Below are 24,442 nucleotides of genomic sequence, written 5' to 3'. Positions count from 1 at the left end.
AGCGTACTGAGGCGGACGACTTCCACGCTGACCCTGCATGCCTGATCGAGGAGATTCCGCGAGCGGCGGTACAGCCATCCGTGCAGCCAAGGCGGCACGGCAGCTAGGCAGGGCCCTAGCATTGCCCCGTGATCGAGGACTTCGCGGATCGGCTCCTGCGCGACATGGCCGGCCTCGATCCCTGCACAGCGGTCGTCGAGGCTGGCGAGCAGGATGTCGACGGGCTTACCGACTACGGCCCGGAGGGCCACCAGGCCCGCGCCGACCTCGCAGCCCGGGCCCTGCGCGAGCTGGCGACCCTGGGTGACGCACCGCCGGCTGCGGCCCCGCTGCACGCCCACCTCGCCGAGCGGCTGCACACGCGGATCGCGTTCCACGACGCCGGGGAGGACCTGCGCGAACTGCACGGGGCGGCCACCGGTCCGCTCCAGCTCATCCGCCAGGCCGTCGAGGCCGCGGTTCCCAGCCGCGGCGTCGAGGGCGCGGCCTTCGAGGAAGGCTGGGCTCGTGTCGGCGCACGCCTGGCCGCGATCCCCGCGGCGCTGAACGGGTACGCCCGCAGCCTCCTACTCGCCGCGGAGCGCGGCAATCTCCCGGCGCGGCGTCAGGTGGAGCTCGTCACGCAGCGCTGTCGCAACTGGATCGACGACGATGTCGCCCTGGTGGATCGCTACGGAGCGGGGCCGCAGCGGGCGTCGTTGCAGGCCGCGGCGACGGGCGCGGAAAAGGCGTACCGGAATTTCGCCGAGGTGCTGACCGCGGACCTGGCACCACGGGCCGTTGCGGAGGAGGCGTTCGGCCAGCGGCGGTACGCACTCTGGGTGCGCACCTTCCTCGCGGCCCAGCCCGACCTGCGCGAGCTGTACGACTGGGGCTGGGACGAGTTCAGAGCGACAGAGGCGGAGCTGATCGCGGAGGCGAAGCCCCTGGGCGGGAGCGTGCCAGAGGTGCTTGCCTGCCTCGCCAGCCCCGACGCACCCGGCACCCTGCACAGCAGGGAGGCGTTCGCCGCGTGGTTGCAGGACCTGTTGGAGGCCACCACCGAGCGGCTGGACGGCGCGTACTTCGACATTCCCGCCCCGCTGCGGCGCATCGAGTCGCGGTTGACCACGTCGTCCGGCATCGCCTACACCGGGCCGTCGCGGGACCTGACGCGGCCGGGCCGGGTCTGGTGGTCCGTGCCCGAGGACGCAGCGAATTTCCCCACCTGGTACGCCTACAGCACCGCTTATCACGAGGGCGTTCCCGGCCACCACCTCCACCTTGGCTCGGAGGTCTGCCGGGGCGGCCTCGGGCAGCGGCTGAACCTGCTCGGCGGCCTCTCCGGCAGCCAGGAGGGCTGGGCACTGTACGCCGAGCGGTTCATGGACGAGCTCGGGCTCTACGAACAGCCGGGTGCTCGACTGGGACATCTGTTCATACAGCTCCTGCGGGCGGCCCGGGTTGTGCTCGACATCGGCCTGCACCTGCAACTGCCGATGCCCTCTGGTGACGGAGCACCGTGGACGCCGACTGCCGCGCTGGAACTGCTGCGGGACCGCTGTCACCAGGGGCCGTACGCGTCCGCCGAGCTCGGGCGTTACCTGGGCCGGCCGGGGCAGGCGCTGGCCTACAAAATGGGTGAGCGCGTGTGGCTGGCCGGCCGCTCGTCCTTCCCCGGCGACCGGCGCGCATTCCATCGTCACGCGCTGGAGCTGGGTTCGCTGGGCTTGGACCAGTTGACAGCCGCCCTCCAGGGTGACCGCCCACCACTCGTGCACAGCGGTGGAACAAGCCAGGGACCGTGCTGGTAGCTGCACGTCCTTGACATCCGACCAGCCTGAACCAGGGCCAGACTCAACAGCGCGTAGCGCTTCCCGTGGTCAGCGGCGCGACAGGCGCGCCGCCCGGCGCTTCTCGAGATCCCGGCGACGGCGCCTGCGCTCGTCCGCCGGGAGGTCGGTGACGCGGCGCTCCGTCCGCGCGGTCGACCCGCCGGGGAACCGGGCGAGCCAGCGCCGGCGGGGCAGCACGGCGGACCAGCCGACCATGCCGGCGGCCGCGACGGCGAGCAGCACGCGCAACGGCGCCGGCAGGTCTTCCATGGTGGCGAGGACGGCCGCCAGCCAGCCGAACCCCGCGGGGACTGCCGTGATCATCGACAGCCGGCTGATGGCCCAACCCTCCACGTAGAACCGCACGAGGGTGTCGGTCCACCGGGAGCGCACGACGGGCTGGAGCGACAGGGACACCGGCGTCAACGTGACGCCCATGGTGCTCCCGCGCAGGACGCCGGACCTCTGGGGCCGTCTCGGACCGCACCCCCGCCTTGCTCGCTCCGTCGCTCGTCGCGTCGCCCATCGCTGCGCTCGTTCCATCGCTCGTCCGGTCCCGACAAGATCGCCGACCTGCACCCCGCTGGCCGGCCGGCGGCGCTGTCACCATTCCGGCCGCCGCCAACAGTGCCCGTTCCCTCTCCGGCCGCTTGACCCACGGCCCGGCGTGGCAGCGGCCGTCCCTTTCGCCCTGGTCACCGCCGGGGGCCCAGCGAGCCGCATTCTGCTGAAGATCTCGTCGGCGTCGGGATAGCCGCACGGTCGTCAGGCGTCTGTAACGGGTAGAGCGAGGAAACGAGGGTGGTGGGGTGGAAGACGACGAGCGGGCACTGCTGGCCGAGTTCGTGGCCAGCCGTGCGCCGGTCCTGGTGCGGGTCGCCTACCTGCTCACCGGCGACCGGAGCAGCGCCGAGGACCTGTTCCAGTCGGCGCTGGCCAAGACGATCCCGAAATGGCGGAGCATTCGCCATTCCGATCCGGAGGGGTACCTGCGGGCGGTCATGTACCGGGAGCAGGCCAGTTGGTGGCGGCGGTTGCATCGCCGCCGGGACGTGCCGATCGGTACGGACGAACTCGTGGTGACCGATCCGAGTGCGGGATCCGATCTCCGGTTGGCCTTTCGGGCCGCACTGCGGCAGTTGCCGCCGGCGCAGCGAGCAGTGGTGGTCCTCCGCTACTACGAGGATCTGCCGGAGGCCGCGGTCGCCGAGCTGCTGGGCTGCTCGGTCGGGACGGTTCGCAGCCGAACCCACCGCGCGATCACCCGGCTGCGTCAACTCCTGCCGCACACGGAACTGCTGGAGCTACAGCGATGACTGACCCGTTCGAACACCTACTGCGCTCCAACCTCTCCGAGATGGCCGAGGAGGCACCAACTGTGCAGGAACCACTGAGCAAGGCGGAACGGCGGGCGCGTAATCGTCGCCGGAACACCGTGGCGGCGAGTGCGGCCGCGGTGCTGGCCGCCGTTGTGATCGCCGCGCCGTTCGCATTTGCCGACAGCGGCGGCAACGATGGCCGACCGGCACAGCCGGCGAACCCCGCTCCAACCGCGAGCCCGAGTAACCCTGGCGAGCCGATCCCGACCCCGAGCCAGCCTGGCGAGCCGACTCTCAGGCCGAGCCCGAGCAGCCCCGGCGAGCCGGTTCCCAGCCCGAGCAGCCCCGGCGAGCCGGTTCCCAGCCCCAGCAGCCCCGGCGAGCCGGTTCCCAGCCCCAGCTCGCGCTGATCCCGGCGCCCGCCCAAGTCCCTGGAGCAGGGTTGCTGACCACGCCGGGCCGGCCACGTGCGGTGGCGGGCCCGGCGTGGGGCCGACCCTGGGTGGACCGCCCGGTGGTGCTGCGCCCCGTGAACGGTCCGGATCTGGACCGCTAGTAAGTGTCGGGCCGGTGAGGCCGAGCGCCTGCCGGCGATCGCGTCGGCGCCGCCTCGGCCCGTGCCGGCAACGGCGCGCGGTTCACGCCTGCGCTGATGCCGCGATGGCGGCGTGTGGCCGGTTGGTGCCCTCGCTGGGCCGCTGCAGGCGCTCGACCTCCGTGAAGCCGGCTCGCGTCAGTCGCTCGGAGAACTCGTCGACGGGCCAGCGGTAGGCGGTCACGACCTTCTGGTCGAAGGCGGCGACCTCGTCACCGACGAAGACAGCACGCACCAGCGTGCCAGCCGGGGCCATTACCCGCCGGAACTCAGCGAGTACGCCATCGAGATCTTGCGGCGGCAGATGGATCAAGGAGCCCCAGGCCAGGATGCCGGCGATGGAGTGGTCGGCGACGGCGAGATCGTCCATCGACCCGGGTTGGTAGCTGCCGCTCGGGTGGGCGGCCCGGGCGTGGGCGATGAACTCGGAAACGATGTCGATGCCCGTGGCGTCGACGCCCAGCGAACCGGCACCGCAACGGCCGGATCATCTTGACCACGGAAGAGCCCGCGCGATTATCCGCCCCGGTAGCCTTCGTATGATGGCTCGGTCACTCAGGTGTGGAGAGTTCTGTGCGTGCGGTAGTACTGCGGGAGTTCGGCGCTCCGTTGCGGGTCGAGGAGATCGACCAGCCCACGGCGGGCAGCGGTCAGGTGCTGGTGCGGATCGTGGCCAGTGGCGTCAACCCGCTGGACACCAAGATCCAGGCCGGGAAGGCCCCGCACGCCCGGGTCGAGCCGCCGGCGGTGCTCGGCCTGGACCTCGCCGGGGTCGTCGCCGCGGTGGGTACGGGCGTCACCGACTTCGCGTCGGGTGACGAGGTGTACGGGCTCACCGGCGGCGTCGGTGACCTGCAGGGCTCGCTGGCTGAGTACGCCGCCGTGGACGCCCGGCTGCTGGCGCACAAGCCGCGCACGCTGTCCATGCGGGAGGCCGCCGCGCTGCCGCTGGCCGTCATCACCTCCTGGGAGGGGCTGATCGACCGGGCCGGGGTCCGGGCAGGGCAGAAGGTACTGGTGCACGGCGGCGCCGGCGGCGTAGGACACGTCGGCATCCAACTCGCCCGGTCGCGGGGCGCGGAGGTGTACGCGACCGGCGGCCCGTCGAGCCTGTCGGTGATCGAGAGCCTGGGCGCGGTGCCGATCGACTACACCTCGACCAGCGTGGCCGAGTACGTCGACAGGTACACCACGGGGGAGGGGTTCGACGTCGTCGCCGACAACGTGGGCGGTGCGACACTCGACGCGTCGTTCGCGGCGGTGCGTACCTACCACGGGCATGTCGTCAGCGCCCTGGGCTGGGGGTCGCACTCGCTGGCCCCGCTGTCGTTCCGGGGCGCCACCTACTCCGGAGTGTTCACTCTGCTGCCCATGCTGACCGGGCAGGGCCGTGAGCACCACGGCGAGATCCTGCGCGAGGCCGCAGCGCTGGCCGACGCGGGCGCACTGCGTCCGCGGCTCGACCCACGCCACTTCACCCTCGACACGGTGACGGACGCGCACGCCCTGGTCGCCGGCGGCACCGCCGCCGGCAAGATCGTCATCGACATCGACGGCTGAGCGCCTCAGCGACGGTAACCGTTGGGCGGCCCTGGTCGGCGTCCAGGGCCGCCCTCGGCTCCGACCGCCGCCGGCGACGTCCGGCCCGGGCCGGAGGTAACGTCCGTCCGTTCTGCCACCGGAACGCCCGCTCGGTGTAGAGCCGCCCTCCGGGCTTCGGCCGATGCCGGCGACCTGTCCGCCGCCGTATCCCCGATTGATCGTCCATGGTTCTATGTGGACGTGCAGAACGACGTTGGGCTTACCGCATACCTGGTCAACGAGTCGCGAGCGCGCCGGAAGGAGCTCGCGGCCGATCCACTGGCGAGCGAGTGGATCGCGGACGATCAGCGCGGCGCGGTCCGGGATCTGTGGGACGAGTTCGCTCGATCGGTGTATCCCCACGACGACCTGGTCGTGTCGCTGCGCGCCCGGATCATTCTGGACACCCTGGGTCAGGCCCTGGACAAGCGCGGCGACACGGTGCTGGTGGTGTGCGGCGCGGGCTTCTCCTCATACCCGTGGCTGCTGCCGTTCGCCGCGGCGATGGAGGTCGACCTGCCCCACATCGTGGCGGCCAAGCGGCGACGGGCCGCCGAGCTGCGGGCCGCCGGGGTGCTCGATCAACGAGAGGTCGAGCACGTCGCGGCGGATCTCAACGATCCGCAGGCACGTCAGCATCTGCTGAACCGCATCCGGCAGTTCGCCGCCGGACGGCCCGTCGCGTACGTGGCGGAGGGGCTGGTCTTCTATCTGCCGTCGGACGAGGCTCGGGCGGTCGCCGGACTGGGGATGTCGGCGGGACCGGAGTCCCTGACGGTGATCAGCTACTGGCCGCTCGCCGCGGCGGATCATCCGGTGCTGGCGGCACAGCGCCGATGGTTCCGGAGGCGGTCGGTGCCCGAGGACGCCACCTACCTGACGACCGGCGATCTCTCGGCGATCGTGGGCGGTCCGGTGGACAACCACAGTCCCGAGGACCTCCAGCGCCGGTACCTCGGTGAGGTCGTCGTGCCCGAGACCGAACTGATCCCGGAGCACGTGGCGGTGGCTGGGCAGCTATGACCGACGTACTGCACATCCAAACCAGGGCCTACCCCCTGCACTACACCTCGCTCGACCGCACCGTGGAACGGGTAGTGCTGCCCGGGCGGGGCCAGCTCCGGCCCGTCCCGGGAGTGCTCGGTTCGGTGGCGTACAACGCCGAGGAGACGCTGGACTTCGATCTCACCGAGATCGTCCGGGCCGCGGTCAGCCTGTCCGACATCACGATCGTCAGCTGTCGGAGCCGGGTCCTCGCCGCGGGTGCGGTGCTCGTGTCGTACGCCCTGCGGCACACGACCGATCTGCGCACGCTCGACGCGCATGACCTGGCCGCGCTGGACGCGACGGTCAACCGCGAGCTGCGCGAGGCGGACCGCGCGCTGCTGGGGGAAGTGCTGGCAGCCGCGAAGCAGTCCGGGGTCTTCGCGCATGTGGTGGTACCGCCCGGTGGCGCCGAGGCCTCCGACTGGACGGAGGTCGACCCCCGCGCCGTCCGGTACAACTGCCATTTCATCACCCGGGATCCCGCCTGGGAGCCGGATGGTCGCGTGCCGCACCTGGTGCTGGGCCGCCACTGCCGGATCCTGCTGCCGTACACCTACGCCTGGGACGACGACCCGTCCCCGGACCGGATCGACGACATCCTGACGATGCTGGAACCCGCCGACATCGCCGTCGCTCAGCAGTCGGTTCTGGTCGGTGCCAGCGTCGGCGGGCTCCGGATCCTGACCGAGCTGGCTCAGGCCACCGCCGGACGGCTCGAGGGACCAGATTTTCGTCGTTTCCTCGACGGCGTCTGGGCCGACTACCACCGGCTCGATGCATACCGGGTCGAATCGGGTCAGGACCACCGCGCCACGTACATCGCCGCACGCGAGACCATCGGGCTCGACGGCACGCATGAGCGCGCGGAGAAGCTGCTCAACCACGTCAACGCCTCGCTGCTCGCCGAGTCTTCACGGCGCAGCGAACAGCTGGACGGGCGGCTCAATCGGGTCGCCGCCGCGCTGACCGTGGTCGCGTCCGCGGCGTTCCTGCTGGACATTGCCGCCTTTCTCTGGCCGGACGTGAGTGGCCTGACGAAGGCGGTGACGGTCACCGGGGTGACCCTGCTGGCCGCCGGCATGCTGGGGGCGACGATTTTCTGGTCCCGGAGAGGAAGCGACGAGGGGCCGGGGGATCGCAGCGGTGGTCGGGTGGCTGATGGCATCCGCCGACGTGCCGACGAAGCCCACCAAGGCCGAGGTCGGGTGCCGGCGGCCCGCCCGCCTGGCCCATCGGAGGTTGACCGGTGACGGTCATGACCGCCCAGCCCACGCGGCCTCACGTCACCAGGCGTCGGGGTGGGGGTCTGCGGTTTTCCGCACCCCGGCGGTTGAGGACGGCCTGCTGAGGTCGGCGGTCGACCTCATGGTCCGGGCCGGGGCGGGTTCATAGCGTCTTCGGCATGGGTCGTTTGTCGCTGGTGCCGATGCACGCTGGCCTGTTGGCCCCGGAATCTGATCCGCCCCAGGGTGGTCTGGTCGGGTTGGCGACCGACCTGACGGAGCGGCACGGGCACAACCGGGCCCACCGTGGCCGCGGCACCGGATACGGAGCCTCACGCTGGTCGGAGCCGGGCCGATGACGCCGGGTGTCGCGAACCCCGCACCGGCGGGGCGTCGCCGGCGGCAGGCCGTCCGCGCGTCGTTCACCACCCGGGTCGGCCGGTGGAGCGCCAACCATCCCTGGCTCGCGATCACCGCCTGGTTGTGCCTCGTGCTGGCCAGCGTGGTCGGCGGCAGCCTGGTCGGTACGGTCAAGGCCACCACGCAGGACAGCCTGCACGGGGAACTGGCCCGGGCCGACCGCATCGAGCGGGCCGGCGCGTTCCCGGAGGCCCCGGCGGCGGAGAGTGTCCTGGTCACGGCGCGGACCGGCGACCTCGACGTCCAGCGTGCGCTGGCGGTGGCGGCCGACCTGTCGGCGCGGCTGCGCGCGTTGCCCGAGGTGGCGAAGGTGGCTGACCGGTCACCTCACCCGGCCGCGACGCGGTGCTGGTCGAGGTCGAGCTGACCGGCTCGGCGAACGACGCCGACGCGCGGGTCGGATCGCTGCTGGAGGCCACCAGGCAGGCGCAGCAGCGGCATCCCGACCTGCGGGTGGAACAGGTGGGGTCGGCGTCCCTGGCCAAGGCGCTGACCGAGACGCTGGCGGCGGATTTCGTCAAGGCGGAGCTGATCAGCGTGCCGGTCGCGCTGGTGATCCTGCTGTTCAGCTTCGGCGCGCTGATCGCCGCCGGGGTGCCCGTCGTGCTGGCGTTGACGGCCGTGGCCGGTGCCATGGGGCTGGCCCAGTTCGCCTCGCACATCTTCCCGGCCGGCGAGCTGGTCAGCAGCATCATCCTGCTGATCGGCATGGCCGTCGGTGTCGACTACTCGCTGTTCTACCTGCGTCGTGAGCGGGAGGAACGAGCACGCGGGCGGGACCATCGCAGTGCGGTCGAGATCGCGGCCGCCACCTCGGGGCACGCGGTGCTGGTCTCCGGCGTCGCCGTCATGGTCGCCATGGCCAGCCTGTTCCTGGTCGGCGACAACACGTTCAGCTCGATGGCGACCGGCTCGATCCTGGTCGTCGGGGTGGCGGTGGTCGGCTCGCTGACCGTCCTGCCGGCGATCCTGGCCGTCCTCGGGCGGTGGGTGGACCGGCCGCGGGTGCCCTTCCTCGGCCGGCGGATCCAGCGGGCCGAGCGCAGCCGGTTCTGGTCGTTGGTCCTGCGGCCGGCGCTGCGCGCGCCGCTGGTGACGTTCGTGCTCTCCGCCGGGGCGCTGGTGCTCCTCGCCGTACCGGCGCTGGAGATGAACCTCAAGCGGCCGACCACCACCGACCTGCCCCGCTCGATCCCGATCCTGGGCACCTACGACCGCCTGGCGCAGGCGTTCCCGAGTAACGAGCTGGGCACCAGCCATGTGGTCGCGGTCCGTACCGGCGTCACCGGCGGACCGGTGGCGGAGCAGCAGCTCGCGGATCTTGCCACCCGGATCGAGGGGGACAGCCGGTTCGCCCAGGACCGCCCCCCGACCGTGCGCAGGTCCGCCGACGGCACCGTCTTCCTGGCCACCATCCGCGTGGCCGGCGCCAGCGACAGCAGGGAGGCGACGCAGTCGCTGCGCCGGCTGCGCAGCGAACTGCTGCCGGCCACGGTCGGCACCGTACCGGGCACGGAGTGGGCGGTGGCTGGCCGTACCGCGAGTGATGCCGACTTCCGCGACCGCATGGCGGCGGCCCTGCCGCCGGTCGTCGCGTTCGTGTTCGGCATGACGTTCCTGGTCATGCTCGTCACGTTCCGATCGGTGGTGGTGGCGTTGGTCTCCATCCTGCTCAACACGATCTCCGTGGCCGCCTCGTACGGACTGCTGGTGCTGGTGTTCCAGCACAGCTGGGCGGAGGACCTGCTCGGGTTTCGCCGCGATCCTGATCGACGCCACCATCATCCGCGCGGTCGTGCTGCCCTCCCTCATGCGACTGCTCGGCGAGGCGAACTGGTGGGCCCCACGATTCCTCGCCGGCCGTCACGCAGCCGATGCCACAGACGAGATCAGCGCCGCCGATACGCAGGTCATCACGGTTGCCGGTGACCGGTAACGCGACCGGTGACCTCGGACCCCACACGGAACCGAAAGGAGGACGGGCAGGCCCACCCGCAAGGGACGCGGCGACCATGACGACAGATGACCACTTCATGGGACCCCACAGCGCCAGGCGTGCTCCGACTGCCGTCCGGCCGACTTGTCCGCGGCCGTGCGCTCAGGCGCCCGCTTCCGCCGGGCGCGCAGCCCACATTCGCGCTCTACCTCCTCGGCCGTCAGCCGACGCCGGTGGCGTGGGAGCATCGATGGCTGCGCTGGCCCGACTTCCGGTTGCCGTCCGACCGCGCCGCCACCGCCGACGCGTTGCGCGAGGCGTGGGCCCGCGCCGAGGACGAACGCGTCGAGATCGCCTGTGGCGGTGGGAAGGGGCGTACCGGCACCGCCCTCGCCTGCCTCGCGGTGATCGACGGGGTGCCCAACGACCAGGCGGTCGCCTATGTCCGGCGGCACTACGCGGCCGGTGCCGTCGAGACGCCCTGGCAACGCCGTTTCGTCGCCCGGTTCCGATAGCTGTTCCCGAGAACCGGTCTTGGCTCCGGCTCGCGGCGCGGGTCAGCCGGTGGTCAGACGACGCCGCCTGACCACCGGCGGAGTCCGCAGCAGGACCTGCCGCCCCGGGCTCGTGTCACAGGTCGGAGACGACGTTGACGCTGTTGCCCTCGGTGTCGGCGAAGGTTGCGTAGACCATGCCGATGGAGGGGATTTCGGTGGGGTCGACCAGCAGCTTCCCGCCGGCTTCGGTGATCCTCCGGAGGCTCTCGTCGAGGTCGTCGACCCGAATCACGAGGCGAGGATGCCGCAGGTCCTCGCTGCGCTCCGCGATCTCGCCGTTGATGGCCCCAACCTGGGTCGCTCCCGCGTAGGCGCTCTCCGGGTTCCAGCCGAAGACCTCCGCGTAGAAGCCCCAGGCGCGCTGTGCGTCGTCGGCTGGGAGCTGGAACCAGGTCACCATGTTCGACGGGGGCTTGGCCACGTGATCCTCCTGCGCTGTGTCGCGATCGTCCGCCAGCCGCCATCCGGCCGGTCCATCTGGGCGCAGGGGAGGCTACCGATGGGGTCCGACACGCCCGGCCAGTCCACAGCGGCACGAGCCGTCGCGCGGCGTCACCGGTTGCGCAGGTGCTGGCAGGGCTGGTCGGCCGCCCGGTGCCAGACGCTTCCCACCAGGGCGACGGGATAGGTGACCTCTCGGACCTTCCTGTCGTCGGTCTCGACCCAGAACCGCATCGGCAACGGCTCGCTCCCGGTCTCGACCGCGCACTCGATCCGCGCCCGGACGTCGATCCAGGCGGTGCCGCCGGGCCGGATCTGCCCGGACCGGCCGGTGTCACGGATCAGGACGCCGGGCCGCTGCGCGGTGACCGTACGAACCGTGATCGACGCGGGGCCGGTGTTGATCACCGCCAGTTGCCCGTCCAGCTGGAGGATGCCCGGCCCGTCCGTGCCTCCACTACCGACGGAGGCAGGGAGGGCCACGAGTGTCACCGCAGAACTCCGCTCCCGCTGTTCCCGCGCGTCGCGCAGCCCGTTGACGCCGACGCCGCCGAGCATGGCGCCGACCACGAAGGCGGCGACGAGCCGCAGGATCGTCCGTCGTCTGGCGCTGAAGCGCTCGGCGGTGGTGTCGCCCGACCCGCCCGTCCGCCGGTCAGGCCCGTCCAGGTCGATCACGTCAGGTTCCGCCGGCATGGCGTCAGCCTAGGTCTGACCGCCGGCGCGTGCGGCCCCGCCGCCGGGCCGTCCCTGTCTGGTACGGGCGGTGCGGCTCAGCCTCGGGCGGCGGAGAGGAGGCTCGGGTGCTCGGTCCACAGCCACCGCAGGTACTGCTGTAGTTCCTCGGGCGTGGCCAGCCACCCCTCGTCGGTGTAGGCGAGGATGCGTCTGACCTCACCCGGTACCAGGTCGTAGCCGGTCGCTCCGGTTTCCGGTACGGGCCGGTCCGGGGGCACCGCCACCGGAAGCGGGATCAGCGGGAGGCGCAGCCCGCTCCCGGTGAGCACCTTGAGCACCGTGAGGTAGACGCGGGCCAGGTGATAGGGGGAGACGACGAGCGCCAGGCTGGTGATGTCGTACGCCCGGACCTGATCGACGATCCACGCGGCCTGCAGGCCGGTGTTGGGGGCCGGCTCGGCCTGGAGGTGGACCCCGTCGCCGCGGCGGAGGCCGAGGTCGCGCAGGTGGTTGAGGGTGAGCCCGACGTACGTCTGTTCCGCCGGGTTGCCGTTGGCGACCAGGAGGTGGCGGAGCCGCGGGTTGGCCTCCCAGTGCCGGATGGCGTGGGTGAGCCGCCAGTCCTCGCCCTGACCGGTGGGGACGACGAGCGCGTCGACGTGGTCGGCGGCCGACTGGGGCAGGGTCAGGATCATCGTGAGGGTCTTCGTCACCGTCAGGAACTGGCCGGCGGTGCAGCCGGCGAAGTCCTCGTCGGGCACGATTCGAGAGGTCGCGGGGCGCGACGGCGACACAGCCACCCCGCGATGCTACGGCCGCGTCGGCCGCCGCTGCCCGCCGGCGGCGGCCGGGGCCGGCAACGGCGGTAGGAGCGTATGGTGCCGGCATGGCGCGGGAGGTCTGGACCGACGGCCAGACATACGAGGCGTACGTGGGCCGGTGGAGCCGCCGGGTACGGCGCGGTGTCCGATAGCTGACAGGACGCCGGTGCCCCTCGCGCAGCACTGTTGTAGCAGGTCAGAGGCGTGCGGACGGCGGGCCACAGCGCATTCCTCCGGCCCGGTGGGGGGCAGCAGCGTCGCACCGACCCCGCCGGCACCGCCTCGGGCGCCCGGGCCGGTGCCCGCTGGCCGACACCGAGCAGAGAGGAGGGGCCGGCATGGCCGCTCCCACCGCGACCGCGACCCTGAACGCGTCGACGTACTCGCCCGGCGAGAAGATGACCCTGACCGTCGCCTACGGGGATGCCGACACCCGACCGTTGACCGTCACCGTCGTAGTCACCGACGCGCTGGGCAACAGCAGCGCCCCCGCCCGGGTCACCGCCGTCCTGGACCCGCTCACCGTGACCGTCACCGACGACTCCGGCCGCACCTGGACCCGGGTCTCGGACAACGGGTCGGTGGCCGTCTACCGGGCGGTGGCGTGATGTCCCGGGTGACCGTGACGGTGCGTGACTCGGCCGGGCGTACCGCCACCGCCACCGCCGCGTACTCCGTCGCCCCGCCGGTACTGGGCGGCTACTACCTGTCCGGTGGGGCCGACCCGACGGCGGACATGGCGGGCGGCAACTTCCGTTCGCTCACCCAGTACCGCAGCTTCGCCGACCGCTACACGTTCCCCGGCTACAACCGGCCCTGGCTGACCAACCTGGGCAGGGCGGCCGTCCAGATCAACATGGTGCTGGAGCTGAAGCACTACGGCGCTGCCGACGGCCCGCAGACCGTCACCGTGGACGGGGTCAGTCACACCGTGCCGGCGCCGGCGATGACCATCCAGCAGCGCCCGGGCACCACCTGGCCCAGGGCGTACGGCTACGGCCAGGTGCTCGCCGGGCAGTGCGACGGGCTCCTCGCCCGGGCGCTGTCGCAGTACCGGACGCTGGGCTTCGGGGTGAACATCCAGCTCGCCTCGGAGCTGGACACCGACCACGAGTTCGGCACCACCGAGGCGGGCAGGGCGTACACCTGGGCGGAGTCGGACGCCCGGGCGGTGCGGGCGATGACCTACATCGTGAACTGGTTCAAGGCCCGCCCGCTGCCGGCCGGCACCACGTTTTCGGTCGGCGTGGGCGGCTTCGACCGGGCCTGCTTCCAGCGCACGCACCCGGAGGCGCTGATGGCGAGGCTCGACTTCCTCCAATGGAACGTCTACGCCACCGCGCCCGAGCACACCGCGCTGGCCCGGTTCCGCCGCACCCGGGACTGGGCGGTCGCCGACCTCGGCCCGGTCGCGCTGTCCCGCCCGGTGATCATCGCCGAGTGGGGGGTACGGGTGGCGGAGATCCCCGACCAGGCGAAGTGGATCGGCACCGTGCCGGCCGCCATCGCCGCGCTCAACGCCGAGCGCGGGCCGCGGATCGTCCGGACCAACTACTTCAACTCCGGCTGGGGCACCCTGGCGCCCAAGGCCGCCGGGCTGGCCGCGCTGCGCGCCGCGTACGCGACCCGGCCGTATGTCTGACCTGCTTCGGCGGGGTGCCGGGCCGTGGCCGGCCCGGCGCCCCCGCCGTCAGCCCGGTGCTCCGCCGAGCAGCCGGGTGAGGGCGGCGAGCAGCTCCGGTGTGGGCTCGCCGCCCCTGCCGTACCCGTGGATCGCGCTGCGGCAGGGGGTGTGCCGGACCCAGAACTCCGCGGTGGCGCCCGTCGCGTCCGCCACGATGAGGACGTCGAACGCGGTGGGCGGCGGGTAGCCCGGCCAGCCGCCGCAGTCCGTCCGCTTCGCCGACTCGGCGAAGGCGGCGTTGAACACCGTCCGCAGGCTCTCCGCCTCGGCCCGGCGGGTCGCGTCGCGGACGAGCCGGGCGGTGTCGCCGTCCACCGTGTACCGGCAGGCGGCCAGCGCCACCAGCGGTGTCATCAGGACGGGCTCCCGCTGGGCCTGGTTGCGGGCGATCCGGTCCGGCGGGCCGGGGTTCGACGGCGTGAGCCGGACCCGCGCCGTCGGCATGCTGGCCGGGCAGGTCGGGGTGGCCACCGTGGCCGGGTCGGTGGTCGCCACCAGCTGGGCCCGGTACCGGTCGAGGAACGCGCCGAGGACGGCGGAGTCCAGCCCCCGGCCGTGGTCGCCGGCGACGACCACCCCGCAGTTCTCGTCGGTCCAGACCGTCACCGGTTCCCGGTCCGGGTAGCGCAGCACGAACGCGGCCTCCTCGTACACCGCCTTCAGCGTGCAGCGCAGTTCGCCGTCGCTGCCCGGGCGGGACTGGCCGTCGGGCCCGGCCGGCCGTGCTGGCAGCGCGTTGAGCAGCCGGACCACCTCGTCGACACCGGTGGTGAGCACCCGGGGCCCGGCCCGCTCGTCGGCCGCCGGCCCGCCGGCTCTCGGCACCTGGCAGAGGGTGATCTCGACGGCGCCGGCCGGCACCAGTGGCGCGTCGTCGCCGTAGCGGACCGCCTCCAGCCCGGGCCGTCGGCCGAGATCGGTCGGGCAGGCGGCGTCGCCGACCGGCCCGCCGGTGGCGGCCGGCGCCGGCCCGGGGGCGCGTGGGTCGCCGGCGACCAGCCGCGGCAGCCCGGCCACCAGCCCCACGGCGAGGACCAGCGCCACCGCCGAGCCGGTGGCCAGTCGTCGCCGACGCCGGCGGACCCGGGCGCCGACCGCCGCCAACCGGTCCGGCGGGGCCGCCAGCGGCGGTACGGCGTCGGCGAGCAGTCGCCGGACGTCGCTGTCGTCACGACTCACGGCACGACCTCCTGTCTGGTGAACAGCCGCAGGTCCGGGTCGGTACGCAGGCGGCGCAGCGCGCGCGAGGACTGCACCTTGACGGTGCCGACCGAGCAGCCGAGCACGCCCGCGGTACGTTCCACGGAGAGGTCCTCGACGTACCGGAGCACCACGATCGCCCGCTGCTGGCGGCTGAGCCGGGCCAGCGCCCGGCGCACCGCGTCCCGATCGGCCGACTCGCCGGCCAGGTCGCCCGGGCCGGTGCCCTCCGGCGTCTCGGCCGCCGGGACCTCGCCGCGCCAGCGCCGCCGCCACCAGGAGGCGTACGTGGTGAACAGGGCCCGCCGCAGGTACGCCTCGGGCTGCCCGCCGTGGACGATCCGGGGCCAGCGGCGCCAGGCCACCGCGAGGACGGTCTGCAGCAGGTCCTCGGCCCGGCCGGCGTCACCGGTCAGCAGCCAGGCCCAGCGGAGCAGGGCACCCGATCGGGCCGCCACGAACTCGGCGAAGCCCTCCGGTGGCGGCGGATGCCGGCTGTCGGTCATGCGTACCTCCCGCCAGACAAACGCGGTGGCCGGGCCGGAAGGTTAACGGGCGCGGCGAACGGCGCGATTCCGCGCTCGGTGACGGTGTGCCGCAGGGTCGGCCGGGGGCCGGCGGCGATGGGCGTCAGCTCCCAGCGCAGCAGGTCGTCGCCCCAGGTGTACTCGAGCAGGTGCGGCGGCGCGGCCCGGCGTACCGCCGCCGGGAAATCCTGGGTGGTGTCGCCGTCGACCATGGTGAGCACGGCGGCGCCGGGGGAGCCGAGGTGAGCTTCCCGGCGGTGCCCGAGCCGGCTCCCTATTCTCGGGGCATGGAACTGCGGATCTTCACCGAACCCCAGCAGGGCGCCAGCTACGACGACCTGCTCGCCGTGGCCCGTTGCGCCGAGGAGACCGGCTACGGTGCCTTCTTCCGCTCCGACCACTACCTGAAGATGGGCCCGGTGAGCGGGGAGCCCGGCCCGACGGACGCCTGGACCACCCTCGCCGGGCTGGCCCGGGACACCCGCCGGATCCGGCTCGGCACGCTGATGACCGCCGCGACCTTCCGGCTGCCCGGCCCGCTGGCGATCACCGTTGCCCAGGTGGACCAGATGAGCGGCGGCCGGGTCGAGCTGGGCATCGGCGCCGGCTGGTTCGCCGAGGAGCACACCGCGTACGGCATCCCGTTCCCGTCCGTCGGCGAGCGGTTCGACCGGCTGGAGGAACAGCTCGCGGTGATCTCCGGACTCTGGGGGACGCCGCCGGGCAAGACGTTCGACTTCGCCGGTCGGTACTACCCGGTGACCGACTCGCCGGCGCTGCCGAAGCCGGTGCAGCAGCCGCGCCCGCCGATCCTGCTGGGCGGCATGGGCCCGAAACGCACCCCGCGGCTGGCCGCACGGTACGCCGACGAGTTCAACCTGCCGTTCGTCTCGGTCGAGGACACCGCCGCCCAGTTCGAGCGGGTACGCGCGGCCTGCGCCGAGGTGGGCCGGAACCCGGCCGAGCTGCGCTGGTCCAACGCCCTGGTGCTGTGCTGCGGCCGGGACGACGCCGAGGTGGCCCGCCGGGCCGCGGCGATCGGCCGGGAGCCGGACGAACTGCGCGCCAACGGCCTCGCCGGCACCCCCGCCGAGGTGGTCGACAAGATCGGCCGGTACGCGGCGGCCGGCAGCCAGCGGATCTACCTCCAGGTGCTCGACCTGGCCGACCTGGACCACCTTGAACTGGTCGCCGCCGAGGTGATGCCGCAGGTCTGAGCCACGCCGGCCTTGGGCGGCGGTCCGGGCGTCGGCACCGGCGTGGGTGCCGGCGGCGGCGCGGGGGTCGGCTTCGGCCCCGGGCCGGTCGCCGCCACCCGCCGGTACGCCCCGACCGGCCCGCTGGCCGGCTCGACGCCGCTGCCGGTCGGGTCGATCTCCTCCTCGGACGGGAAGACGTCGCCGCGCGGGGCGGGATCACGGTAGGTGCTCATCGGCGTAGGGTTCCCCGACGACGGCGGTGGTAACCGCTGGCCGATCGACCGGTGCTGGCGCCTACCCGGTCGGCGCATGATGCAGACCGGAAACCACGGTGACGAACGGGGGTACGACGTGGAACTGCACCGCAACCGGGGGGCGTTGGTGCTGCCCCTGGTCTGCGTACTGGGGGGTGCGGCGCTGCTGCTGTTCGCGCGCGACGGTGCCGTGCTGCACCGGATCGTCGGCGGGGGTGGCGTGCTGCTCGGCGGCGTGGTGCTGGCCGGGCTGCTGCGCCCGTTCCGGTTCGCCATCGGCGCCGACGGGCTGACCGTACGGCTGCCGAAGCTGCGCCGGCTGATCCGCTGGCCCGAGATCGACGCGCTGGCGTTGGACCAGCCGCCCGCCGAGCAGGGCCGTCCCGCCTCGCCCCGGCTGCTGCTGGTGCCCGCCCCGGGGGTCGACCTCGGCCTGCCGGCTACCGGGCACCACCCGCGCGACGGGCGGGCCGCTGTGGAACTGCTCGACCTCGACCGGGTCCGGGAGAAGCCCGCGGAGATCGCGGCGGCCCTGGCCCGGTACGGCGAGGACCGCTTCGTCGACGTGCTCGGGCTGCGCCGGGCCGCCTTCGACACCCCCGACTTCACCGTCGGCCTGCGCGGCTACCAACCCGACCGGGTCGACGCGCTGATCCGGCGCGGCCAGGACGCTCTGGTCTGGGGCGGCACGCTGGAACGGCAGGCGGCCCGCTCGGAGATCGAGCGGGCCCGCGCCGAGGGCCTGCCGGTCGCCGGTCGCGGCTACAACACGACGCAGGTCGACGCCGCCCTGGCCACGTTGAGCGGCGCGCTGACCGGTGACCCGTCCAGCGACCGGAGGCCGACCGCGTGACCCGCCCCGACACATCGGCCGCCGTCGAGCGGCCCGCCGACGGGGTGCCGCGTCGCAACTGGGCGGGCAACGTGCGCTACGCCGCCCGCCGGTTCCACCGGCCGGACACCGTGGACGAGCTGCGCCGGCTGGTCGCCGGCAGCGACCGGATCCGGGTGGTCGGCACCGGGCACTCCTTCAACCGCCTCGGCGACACCACCGGCGACCTGGTCTCGCTGGCCGGCCTGCCGCCGGGCGTACGGCTGGACCCGGAGCGACGGACCGTGACCGTGCCGGCGGCGACGCGGTACGGGGACCTCGCCGCCCACCTGCACCGGCAGGGGTACGCGCTGGCCAACCTCGCCTCGCTGCCGCACATCTCGGTGGCCGGCGCGGTCGCCACCGGCACCCACGGCTCCGGCCCGACGATCGGCAACCTGGCCACCGCTGTCGCCGGGCTGGAACTGGTCACCGCCGACGGCGACCTGCTGACCGTGGACCGGGCCGGCGACAGCTTCGCCGGGATGGTGGTCGGGCTGGGCGGGCTCGGCGTGGTCACCCGGCTCACCCTGGACGTGGTGCCCACCTTCGACCTGCGCCAGTACGTCCGGCTCGACCTGCCGCGCGAGGCGCTGGACGCGGCGCTCGACTCGGCGTACAGCGTCAGCGTCTTCACCGACTGGCGGACGCCGCGGCTGCGGGAGGTCTGGCGCAAGCAGCGCGCGGACCAGCCGCCGCCCCCGGCGGACTGGCTCGGTACGACGGCGGCCGACCGGCCCCGGCACCCGGTGCCCGGCATGCCGGCGGAGAACTGCACCGCGCAGCTCGGCGAGCCCGGCCCGTGGCACGAACGGCTGCCGCACTTCCGGCTGGGCTTCACCCCGAGCAGCGGGGAGGAGTTGCAGTCGGAGTACCACCTGCCGCGCGCGGCGGCGGCCGAGGCGCTGGCCGCGCTGGACGCGGTGGCGCACCTGATCGCCCCGGTGCTCCAGGTCTGCGAGCTGCGGACGGTGGCCGCCGACGACCTGTGGCTCAGCCCGAACCAGGGCCGGGACAGCCTCGCCGTGCACTTCACCTGGATCGCCGACGCGGCGGCGGTGCTGCCGGTGGTGGCCGCGGTGGAGGAGCGGCTCGCCCCGTTCGCGCCGCGCCCCCACTGGGGCAAGGCGTTCGAGCTGGCGCCGGCCGCCGTTGCCGCCGCCTACCCCCGGTACGCCGACTTCACCGCCCTCCTGCGCCGCTTCGACCCGCACGCCAAGTTCGACACCGAGCTGCTGGCTCACTACTTCCCCCGCTGACGGGTCCTCGTGATCGTCCGCTGGTAGCTCGAACGCGGTCTGCCGGACCTGCGGGGGGAGAGACGATCAGGACGGTCAGCGGCGGGCGAGGTCGTCGCGCATGGAGCCGCGTTGGACGGCGCGGCTGATGTCGCTGGGGGAGATGATGCCGACCAGGCGGCCCTCGGTGACCACCAGCGCCCGGCCGTCGGCGCACTCGCTGAGCCGGGGCAGCAGGTCGTTGAGCTGCTCGTCCGGGGAGGCGAGCACCAGCTCGTCGGCCCGGCAGGAGACCTCGGCCAGCGTGGTGCCGGGTCGCTGGTCCGCCGGGATGCCGCGGACCCGGTCGAGGGTGACCAGCCCGACCGGCCGGCCCTCCTCGGTCAGCGGCAGCGCCGAGTGCCGGTACGCGAACAGGTAGTGGTCGACGAAGTCGGCCACCGTCATCTCCCCTGACGCGGTCTGCGGTTGCGGGGTCATCACATCGGCCACCCGGATCCCGCGCAGCGCGCTGCCCAGCCGGGCCTGCCGCTCCTCCATGCCGGCCGCGCCGATCAGGAACCACCCGATCAGGGCCAGCCAGAGCCCGCCGAAGCCGACGCCGGCCAGGAACTGCCACAGCCCCAGGCCGATCAGCAGCGCGCCGAGCACCCAGCCGGCCCGGGCGGCCACCACCGACGCCTTCGTCCGGTCGCCGGTGGCCTTCCAGACCGCCGCCCGCAGCAGCCGACCGCCGTCCAGCGGCGCGGCGGGCAGCACGTTGAACACGGCCAGCAGCACGTTGATGCCGGCCAGCCAGGACATCGCGCCGAGCAGCAGCCCGTCCTCGCCGGCCAGGGCGAGCAGCACGGCGATGGCCCCGAAGAAGAGCCCGATCACCAGGCTGACCAGCGGGCCGACCCCGGAGATGCGCAGCTCGGCGCCGGGGTCCTTGGCCTCGCCCTTCAGCTCGGCCACCCCGCCGAAGAGCCAGAGCGTGATCCCCTCGACGCCCAGGCCGTTGCGCTTGGCAACGATCGCGTGGGACACCTCGTGGGCGAGCAGGCCGAGGAAGAAGACCACCGCGGCGGCCAGCCCGGCCAGCACGTACGCGGCCACCGGCTCGCCGGGGTAGGCCCGGGGGAACTGGTTGGCCGACAGTCCCCAGGCGATCAGCGCGAAGATGACCAGGACGCTCCAGTTGACCCCGACGGGTACGCCCGCGACCCGGCCAAGCCGGAAACTCGCCCTCATGTTTCCGTGATACCCCCGGATGGCGTCCCCATGCCAGAAACCGGACCGGCGCGGCCGAACCGCAACGCCGTGCGCCGAGGCGGCTCGGTCGACCGCCACCTGGCCCACGCCGGTCGCCACCTGACCCACGCCGGTCGCCGGCCCGGCGGTCAGGCGACCATCGGTCAGCTCAGCTCAGCTCAGCTCAGCTCAGCTCAGCTCAGCTCGGCTCGGCGCGCGGGTCCGGGACCGCCTTCTCGGCGGCGCGGCTGACCTGTTCCCACTCGGCCCAGGTGGCCATCCGCCGCTTCGAGATGTCGAAGGCGACGTCGTAGACCATGCTGCCGAGCAGCAGCCGCAGCGGCGGGTCGTCGCTGGCGACCAGCTTCATCAGCGCCTCGGCGGCCAGCCGCGGCTCGCTGTCGACGGATCCTTCGGCCCACTGCTTGGCCAGTTCCTCGCGCAGCGGGTCGTAGGCGGGGTCGGGGGTGGTGGCGGTGCTGCTGGTGTAGAGGTCGGTCCAGTAGCCGCCGGGTTGGACGATGGTGACCTTGACGCCGAAGCCGGCGGCCTCGGCGGCGAGGGCTTCGCTCATGCCTTCCAGCGCGAACTTGCTCGCGCTGTAGAGCCCGGTGCTCGGGAAGCCGCCGAGCGCCCCGATGCTGGAGATCTGCACGAGGTGCCCGCTGCGCTGGGCCCGCAGGTGCGGGAGCACGGCCTGGCTGACCCAGAGCGCGCCGAAGAAGTTCAGGTCCAGTTGGGCGCGGGCCTGTTCCTCGGTGAACTCCTCGACCATGCCGGCGTAGAGGGCGCCGGCGTTGTTGACGACGATGTCGAGCCGGCCGAAATGCCGCACCGCTTCGGCGACGGCGTCGACGACCGCTGGACGGTCGGTGACGTCGAGGCGCAGGGTGAGCAGCCGGTCGGGGTGCCGGGCGCCGAGGTCGCCCAGGGGTGAGACGTCGCGGGCCGCGCCGACGACGCGGTCACCGGCGGCGAGGGCCGCTTCGGTGAAGGCGCGGCCGAGGCCACGGCTCGCGCCGGTGATGAACCAGACACGGGATGCGGCGATCGCTGAGGCCTTCACGGGGAACTCCCTTCATTGCGAGACGAACCGTCTCGTCTCGTTTGCGAGGACGACAATACCCCGTCGCGCCGCGTTGTCAAGACGGACCGTCTCGTCTCTCTTGCTGCTACATTCGGCCCGTGCCCACGCAGAAGGTCGCTCCCGACTCCAGCCGCCGCAGCCAGTCCGCGCGGCGGGCCATCCTCACCGCCGCCCTCGACCTGGTCAGCGAGCTGGGGTACGCGAAGCTCAGCATCGAGGGCATCGCCTCCGCCGCCGGCGTGGGCAAGCAGACGATCTACCGCTGGTGGCCGTCGAAGGGGGCGCTGCTGTTCGACGCCTTCCTCACGCTCACCACGGAGGGCCAGGACGTTGCCGAGGCGGCCCTACCCGACACCGGCGACCTGGCGACCGACCTGAAGACGGTGCTGCGGGCCACCGTCGATGAACTCAACGACCCCCGCTACGACCGGCCCATGCGGGCCCTGCACACGGAGATCGTGCACGACCCCGCCCTGGCCGCCGCCTACCACGAGCGGCTGGACGGCCCCCTGCGGGAGCTGAAGAAGAAGCGCCTGCGCGCCGCCCAACGCGCCGGGCAACTGGCCGGGGACGTCGACCTCGACGTCGCCGTCGACCTGCTGTTCGGCCCGATCCTGAACCGGTGGCTGCAGCGCAGCGGTTCGCTCACCGCCGAGTACGCCGACCAGGTGGTGGACACCGCGCTGCGCGGGCTCCGGCCCGCGCCGCCGGCCGGGTAGTCGCCGCGCGGGCTCCGGCCCGCGCCGCCGGCCGGGTGGTCGCCCGGCGGCCCGCTGCCCGGATCGGCGGCGGATCACGGGCGGGGTGTCTCGCTGGCGACGGCCTGCTCGCGGGGCAGCGCGGCGGCCCGCAGTGCCCAGTCCAGCGCGTAGTCGGCGACCTGCTCCCAGCCCGGCTGCCCGACCGTGAAGTGCGAGCGGCCGGGGAACTCGTGGTACGCGGTCAACGCCCGCGACTTCTGGTAGAGCGCCGCGTTGGAGCGGACCACGGTCGGTGGCACCACGTGGTCGGCCCCGCCCGCGATCAGCAGCAGCGGCGCCCGGTCGGTACGGCGGGTGTCGACCTCGGCCGGGGAGTTCGGGTCGAGGTTGGCGAACGCCCCTTCGAACAGCACCCGCCCGGCGCCGGGCACCGCGTACCGCTGCCAGGCCCGGTCGGAGTCCTCCCGGCTGAGGGTGTTGCCGAAGGCGTAGTGGAAGTCGTCCGGGGTGAACGGCACCGCCCGGTTCCGGTTGGCCGGGTTGTGCAGGATCGAGAAGGCCGAGCGCAGGGTGCTCAACGGCAACTTGAGCACCCCCTTCACCGCGGCCGGGTGGACGCCCACCGCCGCCGCCCCGAGGCCCCGGTCGACCAGCACCTGGGTGATCAGACCGCCGAACGAGTGCCCCATGATGACCGGTGCGGTGGGCATTGCCCGGATGATCCGGTCGTAGTGGTCGACGATCTCGACGATGCGCTGCCGGGCGATCGGGGTGGGCTCCTCCCGTAGCTGCTCGACCTCGCCCTCCATGCCGGGCCAGGACGGGGTGACCACCCGCAGCCCGCGCCCGGCGAACCGGGTGGCCCACCGCTCCCAACTGCGCGAAGTCATCCAGAGGCCGTGGATGAGCACTACCGTGTCGACCGGTCCCTGCGGCGCGCTGGCCATGGCCTTCCTCCCCGGTGTCGTGGCGTCCGGACGGCGGTTACCCGCCCGTCCGGCGGGGATTCCCCGACCCGCCGGGCCAGCGCCGCCGCAGCGGTCGCCGTCGACGGGTCGAGCGCCGGTGGGCAGCGGGTCAGGCGGTCGGCGGTGGGGCGGGAAGCTCGTCGACCACCACCACAGCGGAGCCGGTCCGCACCTCCGCCAGCAACTCGCGCTGGCCGCTGCGGGTCAGCCGGATGCAGCCGTTCGTGGTGTTCCGGCCCAGCTCGCCGTCGTGGTACCAGCTGTGCAGGCCGATGTGCGCACCGCGCAGGCTGGCCGGCACCGAGTTCGGGTCGTCGGGCACCGCGCCGAGGGCGAAGATGTCCACCCCGCCGTACACCTGCTGGGGCGGTGGGGTGCGGCCGAGGATGAAGGTCCGGCCCAGCGGCGTCTCCTGCCCCCGCTGGCCCAGGCTGACCTCCCAGGACCGCACCGCCCGGCCGCCGCGGTACCAGGTGAGCCGGTGCTTCCGGCGCTCGACCACGAGCTGGTCGCGCAGCCCGACCGTGGTGAAGCCGCCGGGCGGCAGCCAGGCGAGTCGGCGGTTCGCCGACGGCAGCAGCACCGCCGTCCAGCCGGCGCTGCGCTGGGCGATCGGCATGGTCAGCTCGACACCACGGATGGTCGGGGCGAGGAAGGCCAGCGGCCGGCCGCCCGGCGCGTCGTACGCGGCGATCCGGCGGGTCGGGTGCAGTCCCTCGGTCAGCGGGGCGGGGTCCAGGGCGTCCGGGTCGGCGGGGAAGCCGCGGGGCGCCGGGTCGTAGTCGACCACCGGCAGGTCGTCCGGCGCGGGCGCGGCGGCCGGCACGGTCTCCTCGGGCGTCGGGCTCGGTACCGGGGCGGTGGGATCCGGCTCGTCCGGGGCGGCCGCCTGCTCGACCGGCGGCGGCACCGGCTCGGGGGTGAGCGCCCAGCCGGTCGCCCCGGCCGTCGCCAGCAGCGCCGACACTCCGACGGCGGTGGCCACCCGGCGGAGCCAGCGGTACGCGGTGATTCGGTCAAACGCCACAAAGAGACTGTAATGGTAGGA

General features: G+C 73.3%; 25 protein-coding genes and 1 pseudogene. 14 read left to right on the top strand and 12 right to left on the bottom strand.

Going from position 1 to position 24,442, the window contains the following annotated elements; all coding sequences use genetic code 11:
• Positions 1–128 precede the first annotated feature (128 nt).
• Positions 129–1,793 (top strand): DUF885 domain-containing protein, encoded by a 1,665-nt coding sequence (locus FHX32_RS02315; protein ID WP_167179043.1) that lies wholly within the window; start codon positions 129–131, stop codon positions 1,791–1,793.
• A 69-nt stretch (positions 1,794–1,862) separates the two neighbouring features.
• Here the strand turns inward: FHX32_RS02315 and FHX32_RS02310 are convergent, their stop codons facing one another.
• Entirely contained in the window at positions 1,863–2,231 is a 369-nt protein-coding gene (locus FHX32_RS02310) for a hypothetical protein (protein ID WP_167179041.1), read from the bottom strand.
• A 392-nt stretch (positions 2,232–2,623) separates the two neighbouring features.
• Between FHX32_RS02310 and FHX32_RS02305 the strand changes: the two genes are divergently transcribed.
• Positions 2,624–3,130 (top strand): SigE family RNA polymerase sigma factor, encoded by a 507-nt coding sequence (locus FHX32_RS02305; RefSeq protein ID WP_167179039.1) that lies wholly within the window; start codon positions 2,624–2,626, stop codon positions 3,128–3,130.
• Positions 3,131–3,771: 641 nt separating this feature from the next.
• Here FHX32_RS02305 and FHX32_RS02300 read toward each other — a convergent pair.
• A pseudogene (locus tag FHX32_RS02300) lies at positions 3,772–4,194 on the bottom strand (class I SAM-dependent methyltransferase); the annotation flags it as partial.
• Between the two features lie 107 nt (positions 4,195–4,301).
• Between FHX32_RS02300 and FHX32_RS02295 the strand changes: the two are divergent.
• From FHX32_RS02295 to FHX32_RS02275, 6 genes are all read left to right on the top strand, one after another.
• On the top strand, positions 4,302–5,288 hold the full coding sequence (locus FHX32_RS02295; protein ID WP_167179037.1) for a zinc-dependent alcohol dehydrogenase family protein: 987 nt from the start codon (positions 4,302–4,304) through the stop codon (positions 5,286–5,288).
• A 216-nt stretch (positions 5,289–5,504) separates the two neighbouring features.
• On the top strand, positions 5,505–6,332 hold the full coding sequence (locus FHX32_RS02290) for a class I SAM-dependent methyltransferase (protein WP_208417912.1): 828 nt from the start codon (positions 5,505–5,507) through the stop codon (positions 6,330–6,332).
• Positions 6,333–6,457: 125 nt separating this feature from the next.
• On the top strand, positions 6,458–7,606 hold the full coding sequence (locus FHX32_RS02285) for a hypothetical protein (protein ID WP_208417911.1): 1,149 nt from the start codon (positions 6,458–6,460) through the stop codon (positions 7,604–7,606).
• Between the two features lie 328 nt (positions 7,607–7,934).
• Positions 7,935–8,366: a hypothetical protein gene (locus tag FHX32_RS34380; RefSeq protein WP_208417910.1), complete on the top strand. Its 432-nt coding sequence runs from the start codon at positions 7,935–7,937 to the stop codon at positions 8,364–8,366.
• On the top strand, positions 8,345–9,928 hold the full coding sequence (locus FHX32_RS02280; protein WP_208417909.1) for an MMPL family transporter: 1,584 nt from the start codon (positions 8,345–8,347) through the stop codon (positions 9,926–9,928). The genes FHX32_RS34380 and FHX32_RS02280 overlap by 22 nt, the downstream gene beginning before the upstream one ends.
• Before the next feature lie 240 nt (positions 9,929–10,168).
• Positions 10,169–10,450, top strand: coding sequence for a protein-tyrosine phosphatase family protein (locus FHX32_RS02275; protein ID WP_486480877.1), 282 nt, complete (start codon positions 10,169–10,171; stop codon positions 10,448–10,450).
• A gap of 115 nt (positions 10,451–10,565) precedes the next feature.
• On the opposite strand, the gene FHX32_RS02270 is transcribed toward FHX32_RS02275, so the two are convergent.
• From FHX32_RS02270 to FHX32_RS02260, 3 genes are all read right to left on the bottom strand, one after another.
• Positions 10,566–10,913, bottom strand: coding sequence for a VOC family protein (locus FHX32_RS02270; RefSeq protein ID WP_167179031.1), 348 nt, complete (start codon positions 10,911–10,913; stop codon positions 10,566–10,568).
• 131 nt (positions 10,914–11,044) lie between these two features.
• Entirely contained in the window at positions 11,045–11,629 is a 585-nt protein-coding gene (locus tag FHX32_RS02265; protein ID WP_167179029.1) for a hypothetical protein, read from the bottom strand.
• Between the two features lie 77 nt (positions 11,630–11,706).
• The gene (locus FHX32_RS02260; RefSeq protein WP_486480876.1) at positions 11,707–12,411 is read right to left on the bottom strand and encodes a YdcF family protein; all 705 of its coding nucleotides are present in this window, start codon (positions 12,409–12,411) and stop codon (positions 11,707–11,709) included.
• Positions 12,412–12,770: 359 nt separating this feature from the next.
• Between FHX32_RS02260 and FHX32_RS02255 the strand changes: the two genes are divergently transcribed.
• Together FHX32_RS02255 and FHX32_RS02250 are read left to right on the top strand one after the other, a co-directional pair.
• Positions 12,771–13,040 (top strand): hypothetical protein, encoded by a 270-nt coding sequence (locus tag FHX32_RS02255; RefSeq protein ID WP_167179027.1) that lies wholly within the window; start codon positions 12,771–12,773, stop codon positions 13,038–13,040.
• Complete coding sequence (locus FHX32_RS02250) at positions 13,040–14,074, top strand: cupin domain-containing protein (RefSeq protein ID WP_167179025.1); 1,035 nt, start codon at positions 13,040–13,042, stop codon at positions 14,072–14,074. Before FHX32_RS02255 ends, FHX32_RS02250 begins: the two co-directional genes overlap by 1 nt.
• Before the next feature lie 48 nt (positions 14,075–14,122).
• Here the strand turns inward: FHX32_RS02250 and FHX32_RS02245 are convergent, their stop codons facing one another.
• The 3 genes from FHX32_RS02245 to FHX32_RS02235 are packed head-to-tail and all read right to left on the bottom strand — an operon-like array spanning position 14,123 to position 16,064.
• The gene (locus FHX32_RS02245) at positions 14,123–15,295 is read right to left on the bottom strand and encodes a hypothetical protein (RefSeq protein WP_167179023.1); all 1,173 of its coding nucleotides are present in this window, start codon (positions 15,293–15,295) and stop codon (positions 14,123–14,125) included.
• Positions 15,292–15,822 (bottom strand): SigE family RNA polymerase sigma factor, encoded by a 531-nt coding sequence (locus FHX32_RS02240; RefSeq protein ID WP_167179021.1) that lies wholly within the window; start codon positions 15,820–15,822, stop codon positions 15,292–15,294. Before FHX32_RS02240 ends, FHX32_RS02245 begins: the two co-directional genes overlap by 4 nt.
• Positions 15,819–16,064, bottom strand: coding sequence for a hypothetical protein (locus tag FHX32_RS02235; RefSeq protein WP_208417908.1), 246 nt, complete (start codon positions 16,062–16,064; stop codon positions 15,819–15,821). The genes FHX32_RS02240 and FHX32_RS02235 overlap by 4 nt, the downstream gene beginning before the upstream one ends.
• 66 nt (positions 16,065–16,130) lie before the next feature.
• Here FHX32_RS02235 and FHX32_RS02230 point away from each other — a divergent pair, with 66 nt between their 5' ends.
• The 3 genes from FHX32_RS02230 (at position 16,131) to FHX32_RS02220 (ending at position 19,426) form a co-directional block, all read left to right on the top strand.
• Complete coding sequence (locus FHX32_RS02230) at positions 16,131–17,060, top strand: LLM class F420-dependent oxidoreductase (protein ID WP_167179019.1); 930 nt, start codon at positions 16,131–16,133, stop codon at positions 17,058–17,060.
• A 291-nt stretch (positions 17,061–17,351) separates the two neighbouring features.
• The gene (locus FHX32_RS02225) at positions 17,352–18,149 is read left to right on the top strand and encodes a hypothetical protein (protein ID WP_167179017.1); all 798 of its coding nucleotides are present in this window, start codon (positions 17,352–17,354) and stop codon (positions 18,147–18,149) included.
• 44 nt (positions 18,150–18,193) lie between these two features.
• Positions 18,194–19,426, top strand: coding sequence for an FAD-binding protein (locus FHX32_RS02220; protein WP_167182088.1), 1,233 nt, complete (start codon positions 18,194–18,196; stop codon positions 19,424–19,426).
• A gap of 75 nt (positions 19,427–19,501) precedes the next feature.
• Here the strand turns inward: FHX32_RS02220 and FHX32_RS02215 are convergent, their stop codons facing one another.
• Both FHX32_RS02215 and FHX32_RS02210 read right to left on the bottom strand, forming a co-directional pair.
• Positions 19,502–20,638 (bottom strand): site-2 protease family protein, encoded by a 1,137-nt coding sequence (locus tag FHX32_RS02215; RefSeq protein WP_167179015.1) that lies wholly within the window; start codon positions 20,636–20,638, stop codon positions 19,502–19,504.
• A 199-nt stretch (positions 20,639–20,837) separates the two neighbouring features.
• Positions 20,838–21,704, bottom strand: a complete 867-nt coding sequence (locus tag FHX32_RS02210) for an SDR family oxidoreductase (protein ID WP_167179013.1) — start codon at positions 21,702–21,704, stop codon at positions 20,838–20,840.
• Between the two features lie 119 nt (positions 21,705–21,823).
• Between FHX32_RS02210 and FHX32_RS02205 the strand changes: the two genes are divergently transcribed.
• The gene (locus FHX32_RS02205; protein WP_167179011.1) at positions 21,824–22,444 is read left to right on the top strand and encodes a TetR/AcrR family transcriptional regulator; all 621 of its coding nucleotides are present in this window, start codon (positions 21,824–21,826) and stop codon (positions 22,442–22,444) included.
• Positions 22,445–22,518: 74 nt separating this feature from the next.
• Here the strand turns inward: FHX32_RS02205 and FHX32_RS02200 are convergent, their stop codons facing one another.
• Both FHX32_RS02200 and FHX32_RS02195 read right to left on the bottom strand, forming a co-directional pair.
• Complete coding sequence (locus FHX32_RS02200) at positions 22,519–23,373, bottom strand: alpha/beta fold hydrolase (protein ID WP_167179009.1); 855 nt, start codon at positions 23,371–23,373, stop codon at positions 22,519–22,521.
• A gap of 130 nt (positions 23,374–23,503) precedes the next feature.
• A complete protein-coding gene (locus tag FHX32_RS02195; RefSeq protein ID WP_167179007.1) occupies positions 23,504–24,421 on the bottom strand; it encodes a L,D-transpeptidase family protein in 918 nt (305 codons plus the stop codon).
• Between the last annotated feature and the right edge of the window lie 21 nt (positions 24,422–24,442).

It is taken from the genome of Micromonospora sp. CNZ280 (assembly GCF_011759515.1).
This window is presented reverse-complemented; position numbering and strand designations above follow the sequence as displayed.

What these genes read in the sequence shown, in the direction of transcription:
- FHX32_RS02200 (WP_167179009.1), bottom strand. Translation starts at nt 23,373, where the DNA reads ATGGCCAGCGCGCCGCAGGGACCGGTCGACACGGTAGTGCTCATCCAC.
- FHX32_RS02240 (WP_167179021.1), bottom strand. Translation starts at nt 15,822, where the DNA reads ATGACCGACAGCCGGCATCCGCCGCCACCGGAGGGCTTCGCCGAGTTC.
- FHX32_RS02215 (WP_167179015.1), bottom strand. Translation starts at nt 20,638, where the DNA reads ATGAGGGCGAGTTTCCGGCTTGGCCGGGTCGCGGGCGTACCCGTCGGG.
- FHX32_RS02230 (WP_167179019.1), top strand. Translation starts at nt 16,131, where the DNA reads ATGGAACTGCGGATCTTCACCGAACCCCAGCAGGGCGCCAGCTACGAC.
- FHX32_RS02255 (WP_167179027.1), top strand. Translation starts at nt 12,771, where the DNA reads ATGGCCGCTCCCACCGCGACCGCGACCCTGAACGCGTCGACGTACTCG.
- FHX32_RS02250 (WP_167179025.1), top strand. Translation starts at nt 13,040, where the DNA reads ATGTCCCGGGTGACCGTGACGGTGCGTGACTCGGCCGGGCGTACCGCC.
- FHX32_RS34380 (WP_208417910.1), top strand. Translation starts at nt 7,935, where the DNA reads ATGACGCCGGGTGTCGCGAACCCCGCACCGGCGGGGCGTCGCCGGCGG.
- FHX32_RS02265 (WP_167179029.1), bottom strand. Translation starts at nt 11,629, where the DNA reads ATGCCGGCGGAACCTGACGTGATCGACCTGGACGGGCCTGACCGGCGG.
- FHX32_RS02225 (WP_167179017.1), top strand. Translation starts at nt 17,352, where the DNA reads ATGATGCAGACCGGAAACCACGGTGACGAACGGGGGTACGACGTGGAA.